Origin of the sequence: Pseudomonas sp. B20(2017), from assembly GCF_002113125.1 — a bacterium.
Taxonomy (GTDB): Bacteria; Pseudomonadota; Gammaproteobacteria; order Pseudomonadales; family Pseudomonadaceae; genus Aquipseudomonas.
Genome location: NZ_NEJP01000005.1, coordinates 172,703 through 191,573 on the forward strand (window position 1 = coordinate 172,703; position 18,871 = coordinate 191,573).

General features: G+C 58.1%; 22 protein-coding genes and 1 tRNA gene. 13 read left to right on the plus strand and 10 right to left on the minus strand.

Annotation, left to right across the window (positions count from 1 at the left end; all coding sequences use genetic code 11):
* Window positions 1–34: 34 nt before the first annotated feature.
* The 5 genes from secF to queA form a co-directional block, all read right to left on the minus strand.
* Window positions 35–949 carry a protein translocase subunit SecF gene (secF, locus tag CAF63_RS09340; RefSeq protein WP_085684627.1) on the minus strand — a complete coding sequence of 305 codons (915 nt, stop codon included), beginning with the start codon at window positions 947–949 and terminating at the stop codon, window positions 35–37.
* 9 nt (window positions 950–958) lie between these two features.
* Complete coding sequence (gene secD / locus CAF63_RS09345; RefSeq protein ID WP_007956695.1) at window positions 959–2,827, minus strand: protein translocase subunit SecD; 1,869 nt, start codon at window positions 2,825–2,827, stop codon at window positions 959–961.
* A 64-nt stretch (window positions 2,828–2,891) separates the two neighbouring features.
* Complete coding sequence (gene yajC / locus CAF63_RS09350; RefSeq protein WP_007956696.1) at window positions 2,892–3,227, minus strand: preprotein translocase subunit YajC; 336 nt, start codon at window positions 3,225–3,227, stop codon at window positions 2,892–2,894.
* A gap of 43 nt (window positions 3,228–3,270) precedes the next feature.
* Window positions 3,271–4,386, minus strand: a complete 1,116-nt coding sequence (gene tgt / locus CAF63_RS09355; RefSeq protein WP_162803510.1) for a tRNA guanosine(34) transglycosylase Tgt — start codon at window positions 4,384–4,386, stop codon at window positions 3,271–3,273.
* Window positions 4,387–4,400: 14 nt separating this feature from the next.
* A complete protein-coding gene (gene queA / locus CAF63_RS09360; protein ID WP_085649336.1) occupies window positions 4,401–5,450 on the minus strand; it encodes a tRNA preQ1(34) S-adenosylmethionine ribosyltransferase-isomerase QueA in 1,050 nt (349 codons plus the stop codon).
* A gap of 108 nt (window positions 5,451–5,558) precedes the next feature.
* Here queA and CAF63_RS09365 point away from each other — a divergent pair.
* The 3 genes from CAF63_RS09365 to CAF63_RS09375 all read left to right on the plus strand — a co-directional run bounded on the left by CAF63_RS09365 (window position 5,559) and on the right by CAF63_RS09375 (window position 6,542).
* Window positions 5,559–5,643, plus strand: a tRNA-Leu gene (locus tag CAF63_RS09365).
* A 93-nt stretch (window positions 5,644–5,736) separates the two neighbouring features.
* Window positions 5,737–6,066: a hypothetical protein gene (locus CAF63_RS09370; RefSeq protein ID WP_007956700.1), complete on the plus strand. Its 330-nt coding sequence runs from the start codon at window positions 5,737–5,739 to the stop codon at window positions 6,064–6,066.
* Window positions 6,067–6,176: 110 nt separating this feature from the next.
* Window positions 6,177–6,542 (plus strand): hypothetical protein, encoded by a 366-nt coding sequence (locus CAF63_RS09375; RefSeq protein WP_085684631.1) that lies wholly within the window; start codon window positions 6,177–6,179, stop codon window positions 6,540–6,542.
* A 134-nt stretch (window positions 6,543–6,676) separates the two neighbouring features.
* On the opposite strand, the gene CAF63_RS09380 is transcribed toward CAF63_RS09375, so the two are convergent.
* On the minus strand, window positions 6,677–7,210 hold the full coding sequence (locus CAF63_RS09380) for a hypothetical protein (protein WP_085684633.1): 534 nt from the start codon (window positions 7,208–7,210) through the stop codon (window positions 6,677–6,679).
* Window positions 7,211–7,384: 174 nt separating this feature from the next.
* Window positions 7,385–8,131, minus strand: coding sequence for a hypothetical protein (locus CAF63_RS09385; protein ID WP_085684635.1), 747 nt, complete (start codon window positions 8,129–8,131; stop codon window positions 7,385–7,387).
* A 27-nt stretch (window positions 8,132–8,158) separates the two neighbouring features.
* On the opposite strand from CAF63_RS09385, the gene CAF63_RS09390 reads away from it, so the two are divergent.
* The 5 genes from CAF63_RS09390 (at window position 8,159) to CAF63_RS09410 (ending at window position 12,166) form a co-directional block, all read left to right on the plus strand.
* The gene (locus CAF63_RS09390; protein ID WP_256574500.1) at window positions 8,159–8,605 is read left to right on the plus strand and encodes a hypothetical protein; all 447 of its coding nucleotides are present in this window, start codon (window positions 8,159–8,161) and stop codon (window positions 8,603–8,605) included.
* A 120-nt stretch (window positions 8,606–8,725) separates the two neighbouring features.
* Window positions 8,726–9,472 carry a hypothetical protein gene (locus CAF63_RS09395; protein WP_085684637.1) on the plus strand — a complete coding sequence of 249 codons (747 nt, stop codon included), beginning with the start codon at window positions 8,726–8,728 and terminating at the stop codon, window positions 9,470–9,472.
* A 71-nt stretch (window positions 9,473–9,543) separates the two neighbouring features.
* Complete coding sequence (locus CAF63_RS09400; RefSeq protein WP_085684639.1) at window positions 9,544–11,463, plus strand: alkaline phosphatase D family protein; 1,920 nt, start codon at window positions 9,544–9,546, stop codon at window positions 11,461–11,463.
* Window positions 11,464–11,660: 197 nt separating this feature from the next.
* A complete protein-coding gene (locus CAF63_RS09405; protein WP_085684641.1) occupies window positions 11,661–11,915 on the plus strand; it encodes a type II toxin-antitoxin system Phd/YefM family antitoxin in 255 nt (84 codons plus the stop codon).
* Window positions 11,912–12,166: a Txe/YoeB family addiction module toxin gene (locus CAF63_RS09410; RefSeq protein ID WP_085684643.1), complete on the plus strand. Its 255-nt coding sequence runs from the start codon at window positions 11,912–11,914 to the stop codon at window positions 12,164–12,166. Before CAF63_RS09405 ends, CAF63_RS09410 begins: the two co-directional genes overlap by 4 nt.
* Here the strand turns inward: CAF63_RS09410 and CAF63_RS09415 are convergent.
* Entirely contained in the window at window positions 12,160–13,347 is a 1,188-nt protein-coding gene (locus CAF63_RS09415) for an aspartate aminotransferase family protein (protein ID WP_085684645.1), read from the minus strand. The genes CAF63_RS09410 and CAF63_RS09415 overlap by 7 nt on opposite strands.
* Window positions 13,348–13,450: 103 nt before the next feature.
* Between CAF63_RS09415 and CAF63_RS09420 the strand changes: the two genes are divergently transcribed.
* The 4 genes from CAF63_RS09420 (at window position 13,451) to CAF63_RS09435 (ending at window position 16,272) form a co-directional block, all read left to right on the plus strand.
* Window positions 13,451–14,356, plus strand: coding sequence for a LysR family transcriptional regulator (locus tag CAF63_RS09420; RefSeq protein WP_007956710.1), 906 nt, complete (start codon window positions 13,451–13,453; stop codon window positions 14,354–14,356).
* 45 nt (window positions 14,357–14,401) lie between these two features.
* Complete coding sequence (locus CAF63_RS09425; RefSeq protein ID WP_085684647.1) at window positions 14,402–14,806, plus strand: GNAT family N-acetyltransferase; 405 nt, start codon at window positions 14,402–14,404, stop codon at window positions 14,804–14,806.
* Window positions 14,807–14,869: 63 nt separating this feature from the next.
* Entirely contained in the window at window positions 14,870–15,394 is a 525-nt protein-coding gene (locus tag CAF63_RS09430) for a hypothetical protein (RefSeq protein ID WP_085684649.1), read from the plus strand.
* A gap of 173 nt (window positions 15,395–15,567) precedes the next feature.
* On the plus strand, window positions 15,568–16,272 hold the full coding sequence (locus CAF63_RS09435) for a hypothetical protein (protein WP_085684651.1): 705 nt from the start codon (window positions 15,568–15,570) through the stop codon (window positions 16,270–16,272).
* Window positions 16,273–16,341: 69 nt separating this feature from the next.
* On the opposite strand, the gene CAF63_RS09440 is transcribed toward CAF63_RS09435, so the two are convergent.
* Entirely contained in the window at window positions 16,342–16,833 is a 492-nt protein-coding gene (locus tag CAF63_RS09440) for a RidA family protein (protein ID WP_007956714.1), read from the minus strand.
* Between the two features lie 385 nt (window positions 16,834–17,218).
* On the opposite strand from CAF63_RS09440, the gene CAF63_RS09445 reads away from it, so the two are divergent.
* The gene (locus CAF63_RS09445; protein ID WP_158090784.1) at window positions 17,219–17,896 is read left to right on the plus strand and encodes a hypothetical protein; all 678 of its coding nucleotides are present in this window, start codon (window positions 17,219–17,221) and stop codon (window positions 17,894–17,896) included.
* Between the two features lie 84 nt (window positions 17,897–17,980).
* Here the strand turns inward: CAF63_RS09445 and cyoE are convergent, their stop codons facing one another.
* The gene (gene cyoE / locus CAF63_RS09450; RefSeq protein ID WP_085684653.1) at window positions 17,981–18,868 is read right to left on the minus strand and encodes a heme o synthase; all 888 of its coding nucleotides are present in this window, start codon (window positions 18,866–18,868) and stop codon (window positions 17,981–17,983) included.
* Window positions 18,869–18,871 lie beyond the last annotated feature (3 nt).

Genomic DNA, 18,871 nt, shown 5'->3' on the forward strand with positions numbered 1-18,871 from the left:
CTTTTTTGACTGACAACCGGGAAAACGATGGCCGTTATGGACGGTCGTCGACTTCCTTCTCGGTATTGACCGGCGGAATCAGGTCTTCCGTCGACAGGTTCAGCCAGATCAGCACCACGTTGGCGATGTAGATCGACGAGTAGGTACCCGCCAGAACACCCACCAGCAGCGCCAGGGAGAAGCCGTACAGGTTGTCACCGCCGAAGAACAGCAGCGCCGCGATCGCCAGCAAGGTCGAAACCGAGGTCGCGATGGTCCGCAGCAGGGTCTGGGTGGTCGAGATGTTGATGTTCTCGATCAGCGTGGCCTTGCGCAGAACACGGAAGTTCTCACGCACCCGGTCGAACACGACGATGGTATCGTTCAGCGAGTAACCGATGATCGCCAGTACCGCCGCCAGCACCGTCAGGTCGAAGGTGATCTGGAAGAACGACAGGATACCCACGGTCACGATCACGTCATGGATCAGCGACACGATGGCGCCGACCGCAAACTTCCACTGAAAGCGGAAAGCCAGGTAGATCAGGATACCGCCGAGTGCCAGCAGCATGCCGAGGCCGCCCTGGTCACGCAGTTCTTCGCCGACCTGCGGGCCGACGAACTCGACGCGCTTGACGGTCGCCGGGTTGTCGCCGCCAACCTTCTGCAGCGCTTCCGCCACCTGATGGCCCAGCTGCGGGTCTTCACCCGGCATGCGCACCAGCAGATCGGTGGTCGCGCCGAAATTCTGCACGACAGCTTCGTGATAACCGGAAGAAACCAGTTGCTCACGCACCTTGGTGACATCGGCCGGACGCTCGTAGGTCAGCTCGATGAGCGTACCGCCGGTGAAGTCCAGACCCCAGTTCATGCCCTTGTGGAACACACTGAAGATTGCCAGCAAGGTCAGGAATACGGTGACGCCGAACGCAAAGTTGCGGACGCCCATGAAGTTGATTGTACGTAACATGGCAGCCCCTTAAATCCACAACTTCTTGAAGTCACGACCGCCGAAGATCAGGTTGACCATCGCGCGGGTGACCATGATGGCCGTGAACATCGAAGTCAGAACCCCGAGGGACATGGTTACTGCGAAGCCCTTCACCGGGCCGGTGCCCATGGCGAAGAGGATGCCGCCGACCAGCAAGGTGGTCAGGTTGGCGTCGAGAATCGCAGTGAATGCCCGACCGAAGCCTTCGTTGATTGCACGCTGCACGGTCATGCCGGCGGCGATCTCTTCACGAATCCGCGAGAAGATCAGTACGTTGGCGTCGACCGCCATACCCATGGTCAACACGATACCGGCGATACCCGGCAGGGTCAGCGTGGCACCCAGCAGCGACATCAGCGCCAGCAGCAGCACCATGTTCACCGCCAGTGCAACGGTGGCGATCAGGCCGAAGAAACGGTAGATGGCGATGATGAACAGCGAGACGAACAGCATGCCCCACAGCGATGCATCGATACCCTTGGTGATGTTGTCCGCACCCAGGCTCGGGCCGATGGTGCGTTCTTCAGCAAAGTACATCGGAGCGGCCAGACCACCGGCACGCAGCAGCAGCGCCAGTTCGGACGACTCGCCCTGGCCGTTCAGGCCAGTGATACGGAACTGAGCACCCAGCGGCGACTGAATGGTCGCCAGGCTGATGATTTTCTTCTCTTCCTTGAAGGTCTGCACCGCGACGTCTTTCTCGACGCCATCGACCACTTGCTTGGTGTAAGTGGTGACCGGACGCTGCTCGATGAAGATCACCGCCATGCTGCGACCGACGTTGCTGCGGGTCGCGCGGCTCATCAGCTCGCCACCGTGGCCATCCAGACGGATGTTCACTTCAGGGGTGCCGTGCTCGCCGAAACCGGCCTTGGCGTCAGTCACCTGGTCACCGGTGATGATCAGGCCACGCTCGATCTGGGCAGGAGGACGCTTGCCTTCGCGGAATTCGAAGGTCTCGGAAGTGGCTTTCGAAGCGCCCGGCTCTGCAGCCAGACGGAACTCCAGGTTCGCCGTCTTGCCGAGGATACGCTTGGCTTCGGCAGTGTCCTGCACGCCCGGCAGCTCAACCACGATACGGTTGGCGCCCTGACGCTGGACGATCGGTTCGGCAACACCCAGCTCGTTGACGCGGTTACGTACCGTGGTCAGGTTCTGCTTGATGGAGTATTCACGGATTTCCGCCAGCTTGGCCGGGGTCATCGCCAGACGCAGCACCGGTTGACCGTTGAGGTCGGCCGGAACAATGTCGAAATCGTTGAAATTCTTGCGGATCAGCGCACGGGCCTGTTCGCGGGAATCAGCATCGCTGAAGCCCAGCTGAATGGCGCCATTGAGTTGCGGCAGGCTGCGATAACGCAGTTTCTCTTTGCGCAACAGGCTCTTGACGTCGCCTTCGTAGACTTTCAGGCGGGCATCGAGGGCTTTGTCCATGTCCACTTCCAGCAGGAAGTGCACACCACCGGACAAGTCCAGACCCAGCTTCATCGGGTGCGCGGCCACGCTGCGCAGCCATTGCGGAGTGGTTTGTGCCAGGTTCAGCGCGACGACGTAGTCATCACCCAATGCCTTGCGGACAACGTCCTTGGCCGGCAGCTGGTCTTCAGCCTTGGTCAGACGGATCAGACCGCCCTTGCCGTTCGCAGCCAGGCTCGAAGCCTTGACGTTGATCCCGGATTCCTTGAGCGCGGTGCTCACGCGATCCAGATCGGCCTGATTGACCTGCAGGGCCGTGCTGGCGCCGCTGATCTGAATGGCCGGGTCATCGGGGTATAGATTCGGAGCGGAATAAATCAGACCGATCGCCAGCACCGCCAGGATCAGAATGTATTTCCACAGAGGATATTTGTTCAGCATCACGCCGCCCGTTATGAACGCGGGGCGCCTTGCGCGCCCCGTCGATTGAGTAGAAGTTGGAACCTTAGATCGCTTTCAGCGTGCCTTTTGGCAGTGTGGCGGCGATGGCGCCCTTCTGGAACTTCATTTCCACGGTGTCGGAAACTTCCAGAACCACGAAGTCATCGGCCACTTTAGTGATCTTGCCGGCGATGCCGCCGGTGGTGACCACTTCGTCGCCCTTCTGCAGGCTGCTCAGCAGGTTCTTCTGCTCTTTGGCGCGCTTGGCCTGTGGACGCCAGATCATCAGGTAGAAGATGACCAGGAAGCCGACCAGGAAAATCCACTCGAAGCCGCCGCCCATAGGCGCTGCAGCCGGTGCAGCCGCGTCAGCCATGGCATTAGAGATAAAAAAGCTCATTTAGCACTCCAGTTGCAAATGTTGAATCTTGGGGTCAGAAAACTCAGTCCAAAGGCGGAACGGGAAGCCCGCGTTTGGCGTAGAAGGCATCGACAAAGGCGGCCAATGTACCCTGTTGAATAGCCTCGCGCAAACCAGCCATCAGCACCTGATAATGGCGCAAATTGTGGATGGTATTGAGCATGCTGCCGAGCATTTCGCCGCACTTGTCCAGATGATGCAGATAAGCGCGGGAGAAGTTCTGGCAGGTATAGCAATCGCAGGTCGGATCCAGAGGCGAATCATCATGGCGATGGAACGCGTTACGGATCTTCAGCACGCCTGTATCAATGAACAGATGCCCATTGCGGGCATTACGGGTTGGCATCACGCAATCGAACATGTCCACACCGCGGCGCACACCCTCAACCAGATCTTCCGGTTTGCCAACGCCCATAAGGTAACGAGGTTTGTCAGCCGGCATCATGCCCGGCAGGTAGTCCAGCACCTTGATCATTTCGTGCTTGGGCTCGCCCACCGACAGACCGCCGATGGCCAGGCCGTCGAAGCCGATCTTGTCCAGGCCTTCCAGCGAGCGCATGCGCAAGTCCTGATGCATGCCGCCCTGAACGATGCCGAACAGCGCTGCCGTGTTGTCGCCATGGGCATTCTTCGAACGCTGGGCCCAGCGCAGCGACAGCTCCATGGATACACGGGCCACGTCTTCGTCAGCCGGGTACGGGGTGCATTCATCGAAGATCATCACGATGTCGGAGCCCAGATCGCGCTGGACCTGCATCGACTCTTCCGGGCCCATGAATACTTTCGAGCCGTCGACCGGGGAGGCGAAGGTCACGCCCTCCTCCTTGATCTTGCGCATGGCGCCGAGGCTGAACACCTGGAAACCGCCGGAGTCGGTCAGGATCGGGCCTTTCCACTGCATGAAATCGTGCAGGTCGCCGTGCGCCTTGATCACTTCGGTGCCCGGGCGCAGCCACAGGTGGAAGGTGTTGCCCAGAATGATTTCCGCGCCAATCGCCTCGATATCACGCGGCAACATGCCCTTGACCGTGCCATAGGTGCCCACCGGCATGAAGGCCGGGGTCTCGACGGTGCCACGGGGAAAGGTCAGACGACCGCGACGAGCCTTGCCATCGGTGGCAAGCAACTCGAAAGACATACGACAGGTGCGACTCATACGGATTCCTCTGGGCCGCGGGGGGCGGGATTACGGGTGATGAACATCGCATCACCGTAGCTGAAAAAGCGGTATCCGTTATCGACCGCGGCTTTGTAGGCAGCCATGGTTTCCGGATAACCGGCGAATGCCGAAACCAGCATCAACAGCGTGGATTCGGGCAAATGGAAATTGGTGACTAAGGCATCGACCACATGAAACGGCCGGCCCGGGAAGATAAAGATGTCGGTGTCGCCACTGAACGGCTTGAGCACGCCATCGCGGGCGGCGCTTTCCAGCGAACGCACGCTGGTGGTGCCGACAGCGATGACGCGACCGCCACGCTCACGGCAAGCGGCGACGGCATCGACCACATCCTGACCGACTTCCAGCCACTCGGTGTGCATGTGGTGATCTTCGATCTTCTCGACGCGCACCGGCTGGAACGTACCCGCGCCAACGTGCAGCGTGACGAATGCAGTCTCGACGCCCTTGGCGGCGATCGCTTCCATCAGCGTCTGATCGAAATGCAGCCCAGCAGTCGGTGCCGCCACCGCGCCGAGTTTCTCGGCATACACGGTCTGATAGCGCTCGCGATCCGAACCTTCGTCCGGGCGATCTATATAAGGAGGCAACGGCATGTGGCCGACGCGATCAAGCAGCGGTAGCACTTCTTCGGCAAACCCCAGCTCGAACAGCGCATCGTGACGCGCCAGCATCTCGGCTTCGCCACCGCCGTCGATCAGGATCTTCGAACCCGGCTTCGGCGATTTGCTGGAACGTACATGGGCCAGCACACGGTGAGTATCGAGCACGCGTTCGATGAGGATTTCCAGCTTGCCGCCGGACTCCTTCTGCCCGAACAGGCGCGCCGGAATCACCCGGGTATTGTTGAACACCATCAGATCGCCGGGACGCAAATGCTCCAGCAGATCAGTGAATTGACGGTGTGCCAGGGCGCCGCTGACCCCATCCAGGGTCAACAGGCGACTACCGCGACGCTCGGCCAAAGGATGGCGGGCAATCAGCGAATCAGGAAGCTCGAAGGTAAAGTCAGCAACGCGCATGATGGGGTTCGTCTAGCAGGGCCGGAAAGTCTAGCGGAAATATCGAAAATTGACCATGAAACGTGATTGACCAACGGTAGGCACCTCTCTATACTTCGCCGCCATTGAGCCCTGATGGCGGAATTGGTAGACGCGGCGGATTCAAAATCCGTTTTCGAAAGGAGTGGGAGTTCGAGTCTCCCTCGGGGCACCAAAATTAGAAAAGGTCTTGCTTAGCAAGGCCTTTTTTTTCGTCTGCCGGAAAGTGCCACTGGCCAACCGGCGAGATTTCACACAGGTTCACTGCATGGAAACGTCACTGGAAACCGTTGCCCTGTTCTCCCTCAAACTCGCGTATGAGGAAGAAGGCTTGAGCCCGATTCTGCGCGATGACATGGTCATGGGCGACTATCAGAAAGACGTGTTCGAATTGCTGGTGCGCCGGGGTGATGTCGAGACGATCCAGTTCAAGATGAACGAGTGCCTGGCGCTGGCGATGGATGCGCTGGGTGGCGTCGAGAAACCGTTGGGGCGCGAACTGCACAAGTTGTCGACCGACTTCAGTCAGGCGCAGTCGCTGGAGCAGCTGGATCAGCCGCTGCTCGCGCTCAAGGGTTATCTCAAGGACATTCTTTAAGCTACGCAGATGAAGAAAGTGGCGCGAAGCTTCTATTTTGATATCTTGCCGTCCACTCGCTAGAGGCCTGTCAACCGCCTCTGTTATCGCGTACTCGGGAATGAACCAAAATGGATGCTGTGTTGTGCTTGCTGGTGATGGCTGGAACCTGGCTGTGGGTAGTGAAGCAACGGGGTGAGTGGAACCTGTTGCTGGCCAACCTTGCCGGCGCCGGAAGTGGCGTGGTAACCGGTATTGTGTTCACGCTGATTTACGACGCAGTCATTGGTACGTCGATGGCGACACCCAACCTGAATCGCAGTCTGGTGGTGTTCATCACCAGCGCGGGTGTTCTGGCGGGGGTATGGCTGTGGATTGCCAATCGCCGTCACCCCGAACATCCGGTTGCACGGCAGGTGCTCGGCGCGGCGTGTGGCCTGGCCGCCGGCATGGCGACCCTGATGTTTCTCGCGGTGAATTATTTCCCCCACACGTGACTGGACGGCGTGACTATTTAACATTCAGGCACAGTTGCCGGGGTAGCTGGATCAGCCAGGCATCGCCCTAGCTGAAACCGAAGTTGGATCATGGAAACGCCACTTCAACAAACACCGACCGGACAAGGTCAGCGTCACTGACTTGTCTTTAAAAGCGTCTGCGCCCACGATCGCGGACTACTCACGTCCCCCAGACCTCGCTCCGACCTTATACTTACATACGCAGGAATAGTTACGCCTACTGGACGCAGATCCTTCATATCGTATGCTTTAGCGTCTTCAAGCAAGTCCTTCTTGTTACCCGTAACGATGATCAAGATAGACTCATTCGGCGCTAGATAGTCGCTTCGAATACGTACTGTTTTCAACGGCGGTCCGTTCGGTTCCTCTTCTACCTTTCCCACAAAGCCCTGCATCACTTGAACAAAATCACCATGATGCGCATTGAGAACTATATCTACCGATTTGGCAGTCCCCCTTCCTTCATTTTTAACAACAAAAAATGATCGAAAGTTGTCCCCATCAATTTCTCGATTCGCCTCAGTCCCGACGAGCTTCGGTTGAAGGTACATTTCCAACAGTAAAGGGCTGGTCAGCGCCACGTTGACCACACTGACAAACAGTGCTGAGACTGAGAGTGTCGTGGCAAACTTCGAAGAATTACTCATGAGCGTACATACAACCGTATTTGAATGATTAGGGAACAACGTACAACCAGAAATTTCTGCCTCTTAAAAGGCGTATAGAAATACTCTTCCAGAGAGTTAGAAGAAGCCTTTATTGCTGAAGTCGATTATCTGCCCTTCCTCCTTTCCACGAAAACGCATTGGTAGTGCTCGCTCTTAGCGCCGAGCCCTCAGCACCCGAATATCCGTCGCAAACCCGTCCGCACCGACCATTTTCTTCCAGCCCACATACTGAAACTCGCCCCGCTCATCGATGTAATCCCCCTTCTCCACCGACCTGCCGCCGACGATCGCCACGCGTTTTTCCTCACCACAGCCGCCATCCGACGGCCGAACGGTGTAGATCACATACGGCTTCACATATTGCGTGGCGCGAAAGTATTGGCCGCAGACTTCATCGACGGTAATCATCATGGTTTTCAGGCGTGCTTCGCCGTCCGTGTCTTCGTGGAGTTTGAGGAAGGAAATTTCGCCGACATCGCTGTAGCCGAGCGAACGGGCGCGTTGGTATTCAGGGGAGTTCTGGTGGGCGATTCGACCTTGCTCGGCGGCCTGGTTCATTCTGTCGGCGAACTCGGCTTTGCCACGGGCAATCATCGCATCGGCCTCGGCCGCTACGTTTTCGCATTGGGCGAATTCCCCGGAGGCGAGGTACTGGGGAGGCAGGTTCGTGCGGTGCTCATTCATGCTCCCCTGGCTGTTCTCCAGATCGCCCATCACCTCAAAGGCGCCGGGTACGCGACCGCTTTGGACGTCAGCCATTTTTTCCTGCATGCGCTGACAGTTGGCGAGGTAATACTTCCAGCTGTTTTCCGGGTGCTCTTTCCAGGCGGCGAATGCCGGAGTCAGCGTGGTAGCAAGGACGAACGCACAAAACAGACGGCAGGTTTTGAGAGCAGGCATGAGTAGTCCATTACGGAGATGAAGTCAGTGGCGCGACGCTACTATTTTGCTATCTTGCCGTCCACTGTCGAGCAAGGTGCCAAAGGCCTGATCAACACCGATTCAGAAGTGAAGAATGCGATGGAAATAGCCGTTATGTTTGTTGCCTGGGCGGCCATGTGGGTATGGGTTGTCAGGCAGCGTGGTGCCTGGAATCTGATCCTCGCCAATGTGCTCGGCGCCGCCAGCGGCATGATGGTAGGCGTGGTGGTCTCGGAGTTTTACATTCGCCTGTTCGGGGCGGACCGGCCGCCCATACCCGGGCTCATGGGCACAGTACTGCAGATGCTGACAACCGCTGCGGCGCTGGTGGGTGTATGGATGCTGGTATCCCATCGATCGCAGGTCGAACATCCTGTTGCGCGTCAGCTACTGGCAGGTCTTTGCGGCACCGTGGCCGGCCTGACAACATTCATGTTTTTTGCACTCAAATAATTTTGCCGGCGTTGAATGCGATGGTTGCTGTAGCAGCGGATGTCTATTTTGCTATCTTGCCGCCCATCTCAGCACTGCGAGCGCTGAATTCAGGTTTTGCAGGTTTAAGGAAAGGATCGAATGGAGTTTCTGCGTTTTCTGGCATTTGTCGCGGCCTGGGGTTTGATGTGGCGCTGGGTGGTGAAAAACCGCGGCAGCTGGAATCTGTTTTACGCCAACCTGGTCGGTGTCGCGGGCGGTTTCATTGTTTCGATGGTGGTGCTGGCGATCACTTTTTCACTGTTCCCGTCGGCGCATCGCTACGACGCCGCGCAGACTGAAAACGTCGTGGCACAGCAGGAAGCCGAGCCGACCTCGTTGCTGCCGGAGGCCGAGGCGGTTGCGAGCCCCGCTGCGCTGAAAGATGCGCCGGTGTTTGCCGCTATCGAGCCGGACAACAAGCCTTCTCCAGCGGATTCCGCGTTGCTGCCGAACTACGCCAGTCGGGCGCCGAAGACGATGTCGGTGCAAACCGTGATCGACCAGAGTGACGATGAGGGGCGCAAGGCCCTGACGGCGCTGAGCAAAAAACTGCGCGCCGACGTCCAGGGCGACAAGTCGATGCTGGCGTATGTCATGTGCAGCCCGTTCGTGACCAGCACCTTGCGCTTCCCCGCATCTGCCCGTTTTGCCGACAGCAAAAGCCTGACGCCGCAGCGCTTCAAGGATCAGGTTTACAGCTTCAGCAACACCGTCACCGCGCGGAACATGAATGGCGACGACGTGACGTACCGCTTCGACTGCTCCGTACAGGAACAGCCAAGCGTTGACTCGACACCTGCCGAATGGCGCCTGATGGCGCTGAAGCTAGAAAAAACGGGCTCTTAAGCCTGGTTTAAGGGTTCGAGGCGCCGGCTGCGCTATCATCGCCGGCCTGTGCGCCTTGAGCTTTTCCCCCGATGCCTCCGACACCTGATGACCTGAGCCCGTTGCCTGCTGTTCTGGCCGGGCCACTGCTGCGCCGACTGGAACCGACGCGCTTAGTGCTTTGGCTGGTCGGCAGCCGCGAACTGTCGTTGACCTTGCGCTTGCAAGGCGTAGGAGACATTCCACTGGATGCCGGGAAATGTACGGTCATTCCTGTGGGTATCCTGGCGTTTGTTCACCTGATCAACGTTCCGCTGGAAACCGTCCTGCCCTGCGACACCCGCATCGACTACGACCTGTTGATCGATGGCTTGCAGCCCATCGCCGACTGGGCGCCACACCTGCTCTACGACGACGCCACCTGCCCGAACTTCGTCCTGCGTTCGCGTATCGATCAGTTGCTCCACGGTTCCTGCCGCAAACCCCATCACCCGGCCGCCGACGGCCTGCTCTGCGTTGACCGGTTGCTGGCTGCCGAAACCGATCCGCAGCAACGCCCCGCCCTATTGATGATGAGCGGCGATCAGGTTTACGCCGACGACGTTGCCGGTCCGATGTTGCGGGCGATTCATGCCCTGATCGAACGCCTCGGTCTGTTTGGTGAGCACCTCGAAGGCGCGGTGGTCAGCGACAGCGCCAAGCTCTACGAGCACCCGGCCAGCTACTACCATCGTGCGGATTTGCTGCCGGCACTGGAAAGCAACGAGTCCCTGCGCGAGCGTTTTTTCGGTGGTGCGCGCAAGCCGATTTTCACCAGCAGCAGCGCCGACAATCACCTCGTGACCTTTGCCGAAGTCATGACGATGTATTTGCTGGTGTGGTCGCCAACGCCCTGGACTCTGGTCAATCCGCAGCCGCCAGCACTGACGCCTGACCGCCTCAAGCGCTATGCCCTCGAACAGACCCGCATCGACGGTTTCAAGGCCGGCCTCGGCCAGGTGGCCCGGGCATTGGCGCACCTGCCGAGCCTGATGATCTTCGATGACCACGACATCACCGACGACTGGAACCTGTCCGCGCAATGGGAGGAAACGGCCTACGGCCATCCGTTCTCCAAACGCATCATCGGCAACGCGCTGATCGCCTACATGTTGTGTCAGGGTTGGGGCAACAATCCGGATGCATTCAGCGCAGTGCTGGAGAAAACCCGAGGCCTGAACGCCAGCGGTGACGACCGCTATCTCGATGCTCCCGTGCAGGACGAATTGATCGGGGAACTGCTGCGTTTTCAGCAATGGCATTTCGTATTGCCGACCAACCCGGCGCTGGTGGTGCTCGACACCCGCACCCGACGCTGGCGCAGCGAAATGGCGCTCAAGCAACCGTCGGGTTTGCTGGACTGGGAAGCCTTGAGCGAACTGCAGCAGGAACTGCTCGACCATCCTTCGGCGATCATCGTTTCGCCGGCACCAATCTTCGGTGTGAAACTGATCGAAACCGTGCAACGAGTATTCAGCTGGTGCGGTTATCCACTGCTGGTGGACGCAGAAAACTGGATGGCCCATCGCGGCGCAGCCCAGGTAATCCTGAACATTTTCCGACACTCACGTACACCGGGCAGTTACGTGGTGCTGTCAGGCGACGTGCATTATTCCTTCGTCTATGAAGTCCTGATCCGACACCGCAAGGCCGGCCCGCGCATCTGGCAAATCACCAGCAGCGGCATCAAAAACGAATTCCCGCCTACCCTGCTGGAATGGTTTGACCGCCTCAACCGCTGGCTCTACTCACCACGCTCGCCGCTCAACTGGCTGACCAAACGCCGCCGCATGCGCGTCGTCCCGTACGTGCCGGAACACGCCGAAGCGGGTGAACGGCTGTGGAACTCGGCGGGGATTGGTCAGGTGTTTTTCAATCAACAGGGGCAACCGAAAGACATCATTCAGCACAACTCGAACGGCGCACCGAAGACCCGTATGTTGGCGCCGGATTTGTCGGACACCCCTGATTAGAAAAATCTCACGTAGAGAGTGAGAAGGATGGCAGGCTCGTCGGAATCAGCTTACAGAAGACCCAGAAACGTCTCGATGAGACTTCGGTGATACTCAGTACGCCGCAGGCAGCCCGTCTGTGGCACAGCCACGGGTAGGAATCGCCTTGTCGCCCTGTACTCATTTCTGAACGTTCTTTGTATCAAGCGAGGTGTGAGATGGACACTATCAACTACACCACAGCTCGTGCGCACTTGGCTGAAACCATGGAACGCGTGAATGAAGACTGCGCCCCATTGTTGGTAACCCGTCAAAAAGGCGAGCCTGTCGTCATGATGTCTCTGGCCGAATACAACGCGCTGGAAGAAACGGCTTATCTGCTGCGTTCTCCGGCCAATGCCGAGCGCTTGATCAAATCGATTGGCGAAATGCGCGCTGGAAAAGCCAAAGTCAGGCAGCTGTTCGAAGAATAAAAATCCAGTTCACGCCAACGGGCTGGGAAGACTACTTATGGTTTCAACAAAACGATAAGACCGGTCTCAAACGAATCAATCTTTTGATCAAAGCGATCCAGCGCCAAACCTTTGAAGGCTTGGGTAAACCGGAGCCGCTCAAGCACAACATGAGCGGCTTCTGGTCACGGCGGATAACTGCCGAGCATCGCCTGGTCTATGCAATCGTAGGCGGCGAAATCTGCGTCATAACTTGCAGATTTCACTACTGACCGGGGGATGAGACATGGCTCAGGGAACGGCCAACTCCTCTGACAATCATCCCCACCTCCCGCTCATCAATCGTCAGCGGCGGCAACAGCCGGATCGTCTTGCCGCGAGTGACGTTGATCAGCAGTCCATGATCCCGCGCGGCAATCAGTGTCAGGTCGCGGATCGGCTGTTTGAGTTCGATGCCGATCATCAGCCCTTGTCCACGAATCGCCAGCACATTCGGATTGTCCGCCAGCTCTGCGCGCAAGCGGGTCAGCAGGCGCTCACCCTGGACCCTGGCATTTTCCAGCAGGCCTTGTTCTTCGATGATCTCGAGCACGGTGCAACCTACCCGGCACGCCAGTGGATTGCCGCCGAAGGTGCTGCCGTGGCTGCCGGGGGTGAACAGATCCGCCGCCCGGCCTCGTGCCAGGCAGGCGCCGATCGGCACGCCGTTGCCCAGGCCCTTGGCGAGGGTCATGACGTCGGGAACGATGCCTTCGTGCTGGAACGCAAACCAGCGGCCGGTACGGCCGATGCCGGTCTGGATTTCGTCGAGCATCAACAGCCAGGCGTGGCGGTTGCACAATTCACGCAGGGTCTTGAGGTAGCCGGGCGGCGCCAGTTGCACACCGCTTTCACCTTGAATCGGTTCGACCAGAATCGCCACGATCCGCTGACCATGCTTGCGCTGCACTTGCTCCAGCGCCTCAAGATCGCCGAACGGCACTTTGACGAAATCCCCGGGCAAGTCATTGAAACCCAAGCGCACCGCCGGGCCATCGCTGGCGGACAGGGTGCCGAGGGTACGGCCATGAAACGCGTTGGCCATCACCACCACCAGCGGCTGCTCGATACCTTTGCGCCAGCCGTACAGACGTGCCAGTTTCAGCGCGGTTTCGTTGGCCTCGGCACCGGAGTTGTTGAAGAATGCCCGCTCCATCCCCGCCAGCCGAGTCAACTTCTGCGCCAGCGATTGTTGCCAGTCGATGCTGTAGAGATTGGAAGTGTGCAGTAGCAATCCGGCCTGCTCGCTGATCGCCGAGACGATGCGCGGGTGCGAGTGGCCGACATTGGTCACCGCCACGCCCGCCACCGCGTCCAGATACTCGCGGCCCGCCTGATCCCAGAGTCGGGTGCCCAGGCCTTTGATGAAGCTCAAGTCCAGCGGTTGATAAGTGTTCATCAGGGCGGCGCTCATGTCGGCAAACTCCAGCAAGGTGAGAAGTTGCTGGCAGTATGGTTATCCACCCGAACTGGATAAACTCGGCAAAACTTCAATCATTTAAAAGCCGGGCTTGATAATGGATCTTTTCCAGTCGATGAGCGTGTACGTCAAGGTTGTGGAGTCCGGCAGCATGACAGCGGCCGCGCTGCAGTGCGAAATGTCCACAACCATGGTGGGCAATCACCTGCGGGCGCTGGAGCAACGGCTCGGTGTGCAACTGTTGCAACGCACCACCCGCCGCCAGCGGCTGACCGAGTTCGGCAGCGTTTACTACCAGCGCTGCCTGGAAGTGCTCGGCCTGGTCGCCGACTCCGAACGCCTCGCCGAACAGACGCTCGATGAACCGCGCGGCATTCTGCGGGTTACTGCGCCGCTGACCTTTGGCGTTGAACGTCTGGCCCCGGCGCTCAGTGAGTTTTCCCTGCAATGTCCGCAGGTCAAACTCGACGTGATCCTGACCAACCGTCGCCCGGACCTGCTGGAAAGCGGTCTCGACGTGGCCTTCCGACTGGGCCACTTCGACCAGTCCAACCTGATCGCCCGCCCCCTGATCGACTACACCCTGACCGTCTGCGCCTCCCCGGAATACGTGGCCCGACGCGGCATGCCGCTCACGCCTGAAGAGCTGCGTCAGCACGACTGCCTGTCCTTCGCCTACCCCGCCGGCGATGACTGGCAATCGGTGGAAAAACAGTGGCGCCTCAGCGGCCCGGATGGCGAAATCATGGTCGACGTCAAAGGGCCAATGCTGATCAACAGTTCCGCCGGCCTGCATCAGGCCGCGCGCACCGGCATGGGCATCGTGATGCTGCCGGACGCGCTGGTGGAGCAGGACCTGCGCGACGGCCGACTGGTCGTCGTGATGCCGGACTACCAGCCGCCAAACCGGCCGATGCATCTGCTTTACGCGCCGGATCGCTATCGGCTGCCGAAACTGCGTCGCTTCGTCGAGTTCGCCATGCAGATGTGGGGCAGACCGTAAGCAACGCGACTACTGTTGGAAATACACCAGGGACGGGATCAACGAATGAACAAAGACATTTCAATACGCGACCTCCTGCCCACGGAAGTGGAGGCGGCAAGGCAGTTTCTCGAGCGGCACGGCTGGGGCCACCGCACCGGCACCGCCGAGCATTTCGCCCAGCTCATCCAGAACTCCCAACGCACCGCCATTGCATTGAGCGGCCAGCAGATTGTCGGTTTCGCCCGAGGCCTCACCGATGGTTTGTCCAACGGTTACCTGTCGATGGTAGTGGTCGACGGGCAACATCGGCGCGCGGGCATCGGGCGGGCGCTGGTTGAACATGTAATGGGCGACAACACCGACATTACCTGGGTTCTGCGTGCCGGGCGCGAAGGCGCGGAAGCGTTTTTCGCCAGTCTGGGGTTTGAAACATCGGTTATTGCGATGGAGCGTTTGCGGCTGCAATAGCCGACGTTTACTGTGACCCCGGCTATGCTCCACCCTCCTCCTTTCCAGCATGGATGCTGCGCAATGCTCACGATTCTGCAAAACACCCCGTTGCGGGTTTACCTGATTCTTCTGCTGGTGGTCTGTCTCGGTATCAAGGCATTTTCTCCTCGCCGTGAAAGCCGCGCCTCAATGCTCATAACACCCCCGGCGTTTCTCGCGTGGTCGCTGTACTGCGTGAATCTGACGATCAACCCGACCTTGTTTTTGAGTACCTGGTTCGGCGCGCTGTTGTTGGGCGGTCTCTCGGCCTGGCTGGTGTTCTCCCGGCGGGGCGTAGTGCTCGACGACTCCGCGACCGGGCTGATCATGCCCGGCACGGTAAAAACCCTGATCATGTATTTGATGTTCTTTTTCGCAAACTACTACTTCAATTATCAGCATGACGTGCATCCGGAGCTTTCCTCCTCCCCCGAACTGCTGCTGCTCAAGTCCGGTATTGCAGGTTTCATGTGCGGCCTGATCGGTACCCGCTCGTTGAAGCTCTACTGGACGCTGCGTGACCTGGCGTCCCGGCGGTTGCCGATAAATGCCGTCGCCAATGAATAACGCAGGGCGCTCGCGGTGCCTGGTTACCCTTCAGTAAACATCAGGATAAATAATCGGCACCGCCGGCCCCTTGCTCCGTGACAACGCCGCCGCGCTCCCCTAAATTAGTCGGCCTGAAAAAGCCTTCAGCGCTTTCTCGTCTCATCTCAAGTTAAAAAAGTAGTGAAATTTCAATGTCCGATTTCAACACCGCTGAATCCGTAGTCACTCTGTCGTCCAAAGCGGAATACGAAAACTCCATCAATCTTTCACAACACATCCCACAGGCGAAGATCATCAGCGAGATGGTGCTGGACGCCTTCCAGTCGAGCCGCGAGAGCGATCAGATCCGCGAGTTGCGCGCCGCGATCCGCCAGGCCCACGACCGCTTCGATGACGACCAGGCTTACGAACTGATGGGTCAGCTCAAAGCGCTGAAAGATGCCGAGGCCGCTGACACCGCCGCGCTCGAAGACCTGAGCAACAAATTCCCGATCAGCCGCATCCTGTCCAGCTTCAAGGACGATCCGGCGTTTCAGGAAATCGTCTACGGCTTGGCCCTCAAGGTTCTGAACCAGACCCATCAGGCGATCAGCAACCCGAGCGGCGGCAAGAGCAAGGCCGCACGCGCCAAGAAAGACGTCGAAGTGTTCAGCATCAGCAAGGACGGCATCAGCGTGACCCTGCCGATGCGCACGCCGCGTTCGCGCCTTAGTGTGGATCGCGAGGCGCTGGAATTCCTCGGTTTCAGCTTTGTGGGTGAAGGTGATGAAGCCGAAGTCGAAGGCGAAACCTTCGTCGACAACGCCGGCACCGAGCACGCCATCAACCGCAAGAACATCATTACCGCGCTGCAACAGCAGACCGCGTTCGACGGCTACAGCATCGCTGCCCAGTAACACTGGCGCTGACGAAAAAGCCCCGCTCTGAATTTCAGGCGGGGCTTTTTGTTGTGCGGTGATTGGAGGTTATGCCGATGGATGCACGGCGGCAATCATGTCGACTTCGATGGCTGCATTCTTCGGCAACTGATAGACGCCGACGGTGGTGCGAGTGTGACGCCCGACATCGCCCAACACATAACTGAATACATCCGACGCGCCGTTGGCGACTTCACTGAGGTCGACGAAATCCGGCGTGGACTTCACGTACACCGTGACCCGCAACAACGATCTGACTTTGTCCAGCGAACCGACCGCATCGACGATAAAGGCCAGGCAGCGCATCGCGCTGATGCTCGCCGCCGCCTGCGCATCCTTGAGCGTCAGCTCCTGGCCCACACGCCCCGGATACTGAATCTTGCCCTCGGTGCGCGGCACCATGCCGCTGATGTAAATCTCATCGTGATGACGGATCAACGGCGCGTAATTGCCACCCACCGTGTTCTCGCCATTGATGTCGTAGTTCAGCTCTTTTGCCAGGGCAATGAAGCGCTCGTCGCAGGTCATCCTCTCAGTCATTTCACCCAGCCTCTTGATCGATGCATGAAAACCGCAGATTACGACAGTCGAGCGCCGAGCAGTGCATGGCGCCATAACTGACAGGGTTGGATCCAAATCTAGAGGGTTTGCAATACGGTCGCAACCTGAAGAACGATGCTCGCCAGATAGTCCTTGCCGATGAATAGCCATCTCCTGAACTCCGAGCATCAATTCGTCAAACAGATCGCGTTTTTTCATATAACCCTGGCTTCCAAGAATGGGTACAAATACTGGCTACAATTCTCAATCAGGCTGATCGTACCTGTGAGAACCCATGCCAACATCGGGAGCTTTCCTAAACGCTAGTCAGCACTTTCCTAAATAGCTTGAGCGGCAATCACCCTGATCAAGGAAAGAGGAAGTGATGGAACTGTTCACCTACAAGTTGACCCATGACACTGGCTTTGCTCCCAACCCCTTCGGCCATACGCTCACGCTAGCAACGTGCAAGCCGTCAATACGACTGAACAAATCACCAGGCCAGTGGATCGCAGGATTCACTTCGAAAACGCTGACCGGCGAACCCGTGGGGAGTGAACGGCTGGTTTATTTAATGCGTATTGGCGAGAAGTTACTTTTACGTGATTACTTCACTGATCCACGCTTTCGGGACAAGATTCCAAGGAATGACAGCGACGATCCAGTCAACCAGGTTGGAGATAACATCTATCGTCCCTTGGTACCCGGAGCTTTTGAACCCTCTCACTTCGAGCAACTTAAAAACCCAAACCATTGGGGCTCTTGCGGACAGTGTGAGTTTCATCGCAAACGAGACATAGAGGGCCAATACGCTTTGATTGCTGATGAGTTTTACTATTTTGGCTCCTGCGCACCGGCCATTCCTGTTGATTACCAGCCATGCATTCCAAGAAATATGAGCAGATACGGTTGTGGCAACTCAGTTGAACAGTCCGATATTTTCATCAGGTTCATTCAGCAACACTACCAACCGGGAATACATTGCAAACCCACAAAATGGGAAGGTGAAAGAAAAAATGCCTCCTGTTCTAACAGTTCTTGCCACAGCCCTGGTAAACGTTGATTTGCCTCTGACGTATGAACTACTCACAACAAAAAACCCCGCTCATCTCTCGATGAACGGGGTTTCTCGTACAACGTTAAAACCTTACGGCGCGTACGTCATCAGCAGATCGCCCGGCACTTTGAAGTCCACGGACATCATGACGCTCAACGCGGTGATGGTGAAGATCGAGAACACGAACAGCTTGCGTGCCCAGACCTTGTCATCGACTGCCTTGTAGCCAGTCCAGGCCATGTACAACCAGTACATGCCCATGGCCGCGGCGACGGCGAGATAGCTCACACCGGCGTAGCCGCTGAAGGTCAGCATCAAGGTCGCCACGAGGAACGCCAGGATGTAGTAGAGGATGTGCTTCTTGGCCACTTCAATCCCGCGCTTCACTGGCAGCACCGGAATCGATGCGGCCAGGTAATCGTTGAAGCGGAAAATCGCGATGGCGTAGGAATGCGGCATCTGCCACAGGCTGAACATCACCAGCAGGGTCAGCGCGGCCATGTCGAAGCTGTTGCTTACGGCCACGTAACCGATCACCGGCGGCATGGCGCCCGACAGACTGCCCACCAGCGTGCCGTGAACCGACTTGCGCTTGAGGTACAGGCTGTAGAAGCCGACGTAGATGATGAAGCCGATTACGGCGAACAATGCAGCCAACGGGTTGGCCACCTTGTACAACAACGCAACGCCGAGAACACCCAGGACGGTCGCATAGGCCAGGGCCAGTTTCAGGGAGATCAAGCCCTGAACCAGCACCCGGTTCTTGGTGCGTTCCATCTTGATGTCGATGTCGCGGTCGATGCAGTTGTTGAACACGCAACCGGAGGCCACGACCAAGGAAGTGCCAATCATGGCTGCCAGAAACACCGCCAGATCGACATGCCCTTTCGAGGCCAGGAAGAACCCGCCTGCCACAGAAAGCACGTTACCGAAAATGATCCCCGGTTTGGTGATTTGGATAAAGTGCTTGAGCGACATCGG

Coding starts and splice junctions, on each gene's coding strand:
- secF (WP_085684627.1), bottom strand. CDS start 949: ATGTTACGTACAATCAACTTCATGGGCGTCCGCAACTTTGCGTTCGGC.
- secD (WP_007956695.1), bottom strand. CDS start 2,827: ATGCTGAACAAATATCCTCTGTGGAAATACATTCTGATCCTGGCGGTG.
- yajC (WP_007956696.1), bottom strand. CDS start 3,227: ATGAGCTTTTTTATCTCTAATGCCATGGCTGACGCGGCTGCACCGGCT.
- tgt (WP_162803510.1), bottom strand. CDS start 4,386: ATGTCTTTCGAGTTGCTTGCCACCGATGGCAAGGCTCGTCGCGGTCGT.
- queA (WP_085649336.1), bottom strand. CDS start 5,450: ATGCGCGTTGCTGACTTTACCTTCGAGCTTCCTGATTCGCTGATTGCC.
- CAF63_RS09370 (WP_007956700.1), top strand. CDS start 5,737: ATGGAAACGTCACTGGAAACCGTTGCCCTGTTCTCCCTCAAACTCGCG.
- CAF63_RS09375 (WP_085684631.1), top strand. CDS start 6,177: ATGGATGCTGTGTTGTGCTTGCTGGTGATGGCTGGAACCTGGCTGTGG.
- CAF63_RS09380 (WP_085684633.1), bottom strand. CDS start 7,210: ATGAGTAATTCTTCGAAGTTTGCCACGACACTCTCAGTCTCAGCACTG.
- CAF63_RS09385 (WP_085684635.1), bottom strand. CDS start 8,131: ATGCCTGCTCTCAAAACCTGCCGTCTGTTTTGTGCGTTCGTCCTTGCT.
- CAF63_RS09395 (WP_085684637.1), top strand. CDS start 8,726: ATGGAGTTTCTGCGTTTTCTGGCATTTGTCGCGGCCTGGGGTTTGATG.
- CAF63_RS09400 (WP_085684639.1), top strand. CDS start 9,544: ATGCCTCCGACACCTGATGACCTGAGCCCGTTGCCTGCTGTTCTGGCC.
- CAF63_RS09405 (WP_085684641.1), top strand. CDS start 11,661: ATGGACACTATCAACTACACCACAGCTCGTGCGCACTTGGCTGAAACC.
- CAF63_RS09415 (WP_085684645.1), bottom strand. CDS start 13,347: ATGAGCGCCGCCCTGATGAACACTTATCAACCGCTGGACTTGAGCTTC.
- CAF63_RS09420 (WP_007956710.1), top strand. CDS start 13,451: ATGGATCTTTTCCAGTCGATGAGCGTGTACGTCAAGGTTGTGGAGTCC.
- CAF63_RS09425 (WP_085684647.1), top strand. CDS start 14,402: ATGAACAAAGACATTTCAATACGCGACCTCCTGCCCACGGAAGTGGAG.
- CAF63_RS09430 (WP_085684649.1), top strand. CDS start 14,870: ATGCTCACGATTCTGCAAAACACCCCGTTGCGGGTTTACCTGATTCTT.
- CAF63_RS09435 (WP_085684651.1), top strand. CDS start 15,568: ATGTCCGATTTCAACACCGCTGAATCCGTAGTCACTCTGTCGTCCAAA.
- CAF63_RS09440 (WP_007956714.1), bottom strand. CDS start 16,833: ATGACTGAGAGGATGACCTGCGACGAGCGCTTCATTGCCCTGGCAAAA.
- CAF63_RS09445 (WP_158090784.1), top strand. CDS start 17,219: ATGGAACTGTTCACCTACAAGTTGACCCATGACACTGGCTTTGCTCCC.
- cyoE (WP_085684653.1), bottom strand. CDS start 18,868: ATGTCGCTCAAGCACTTTATCCAAATCACCAAACCGGGGATCATTTTC.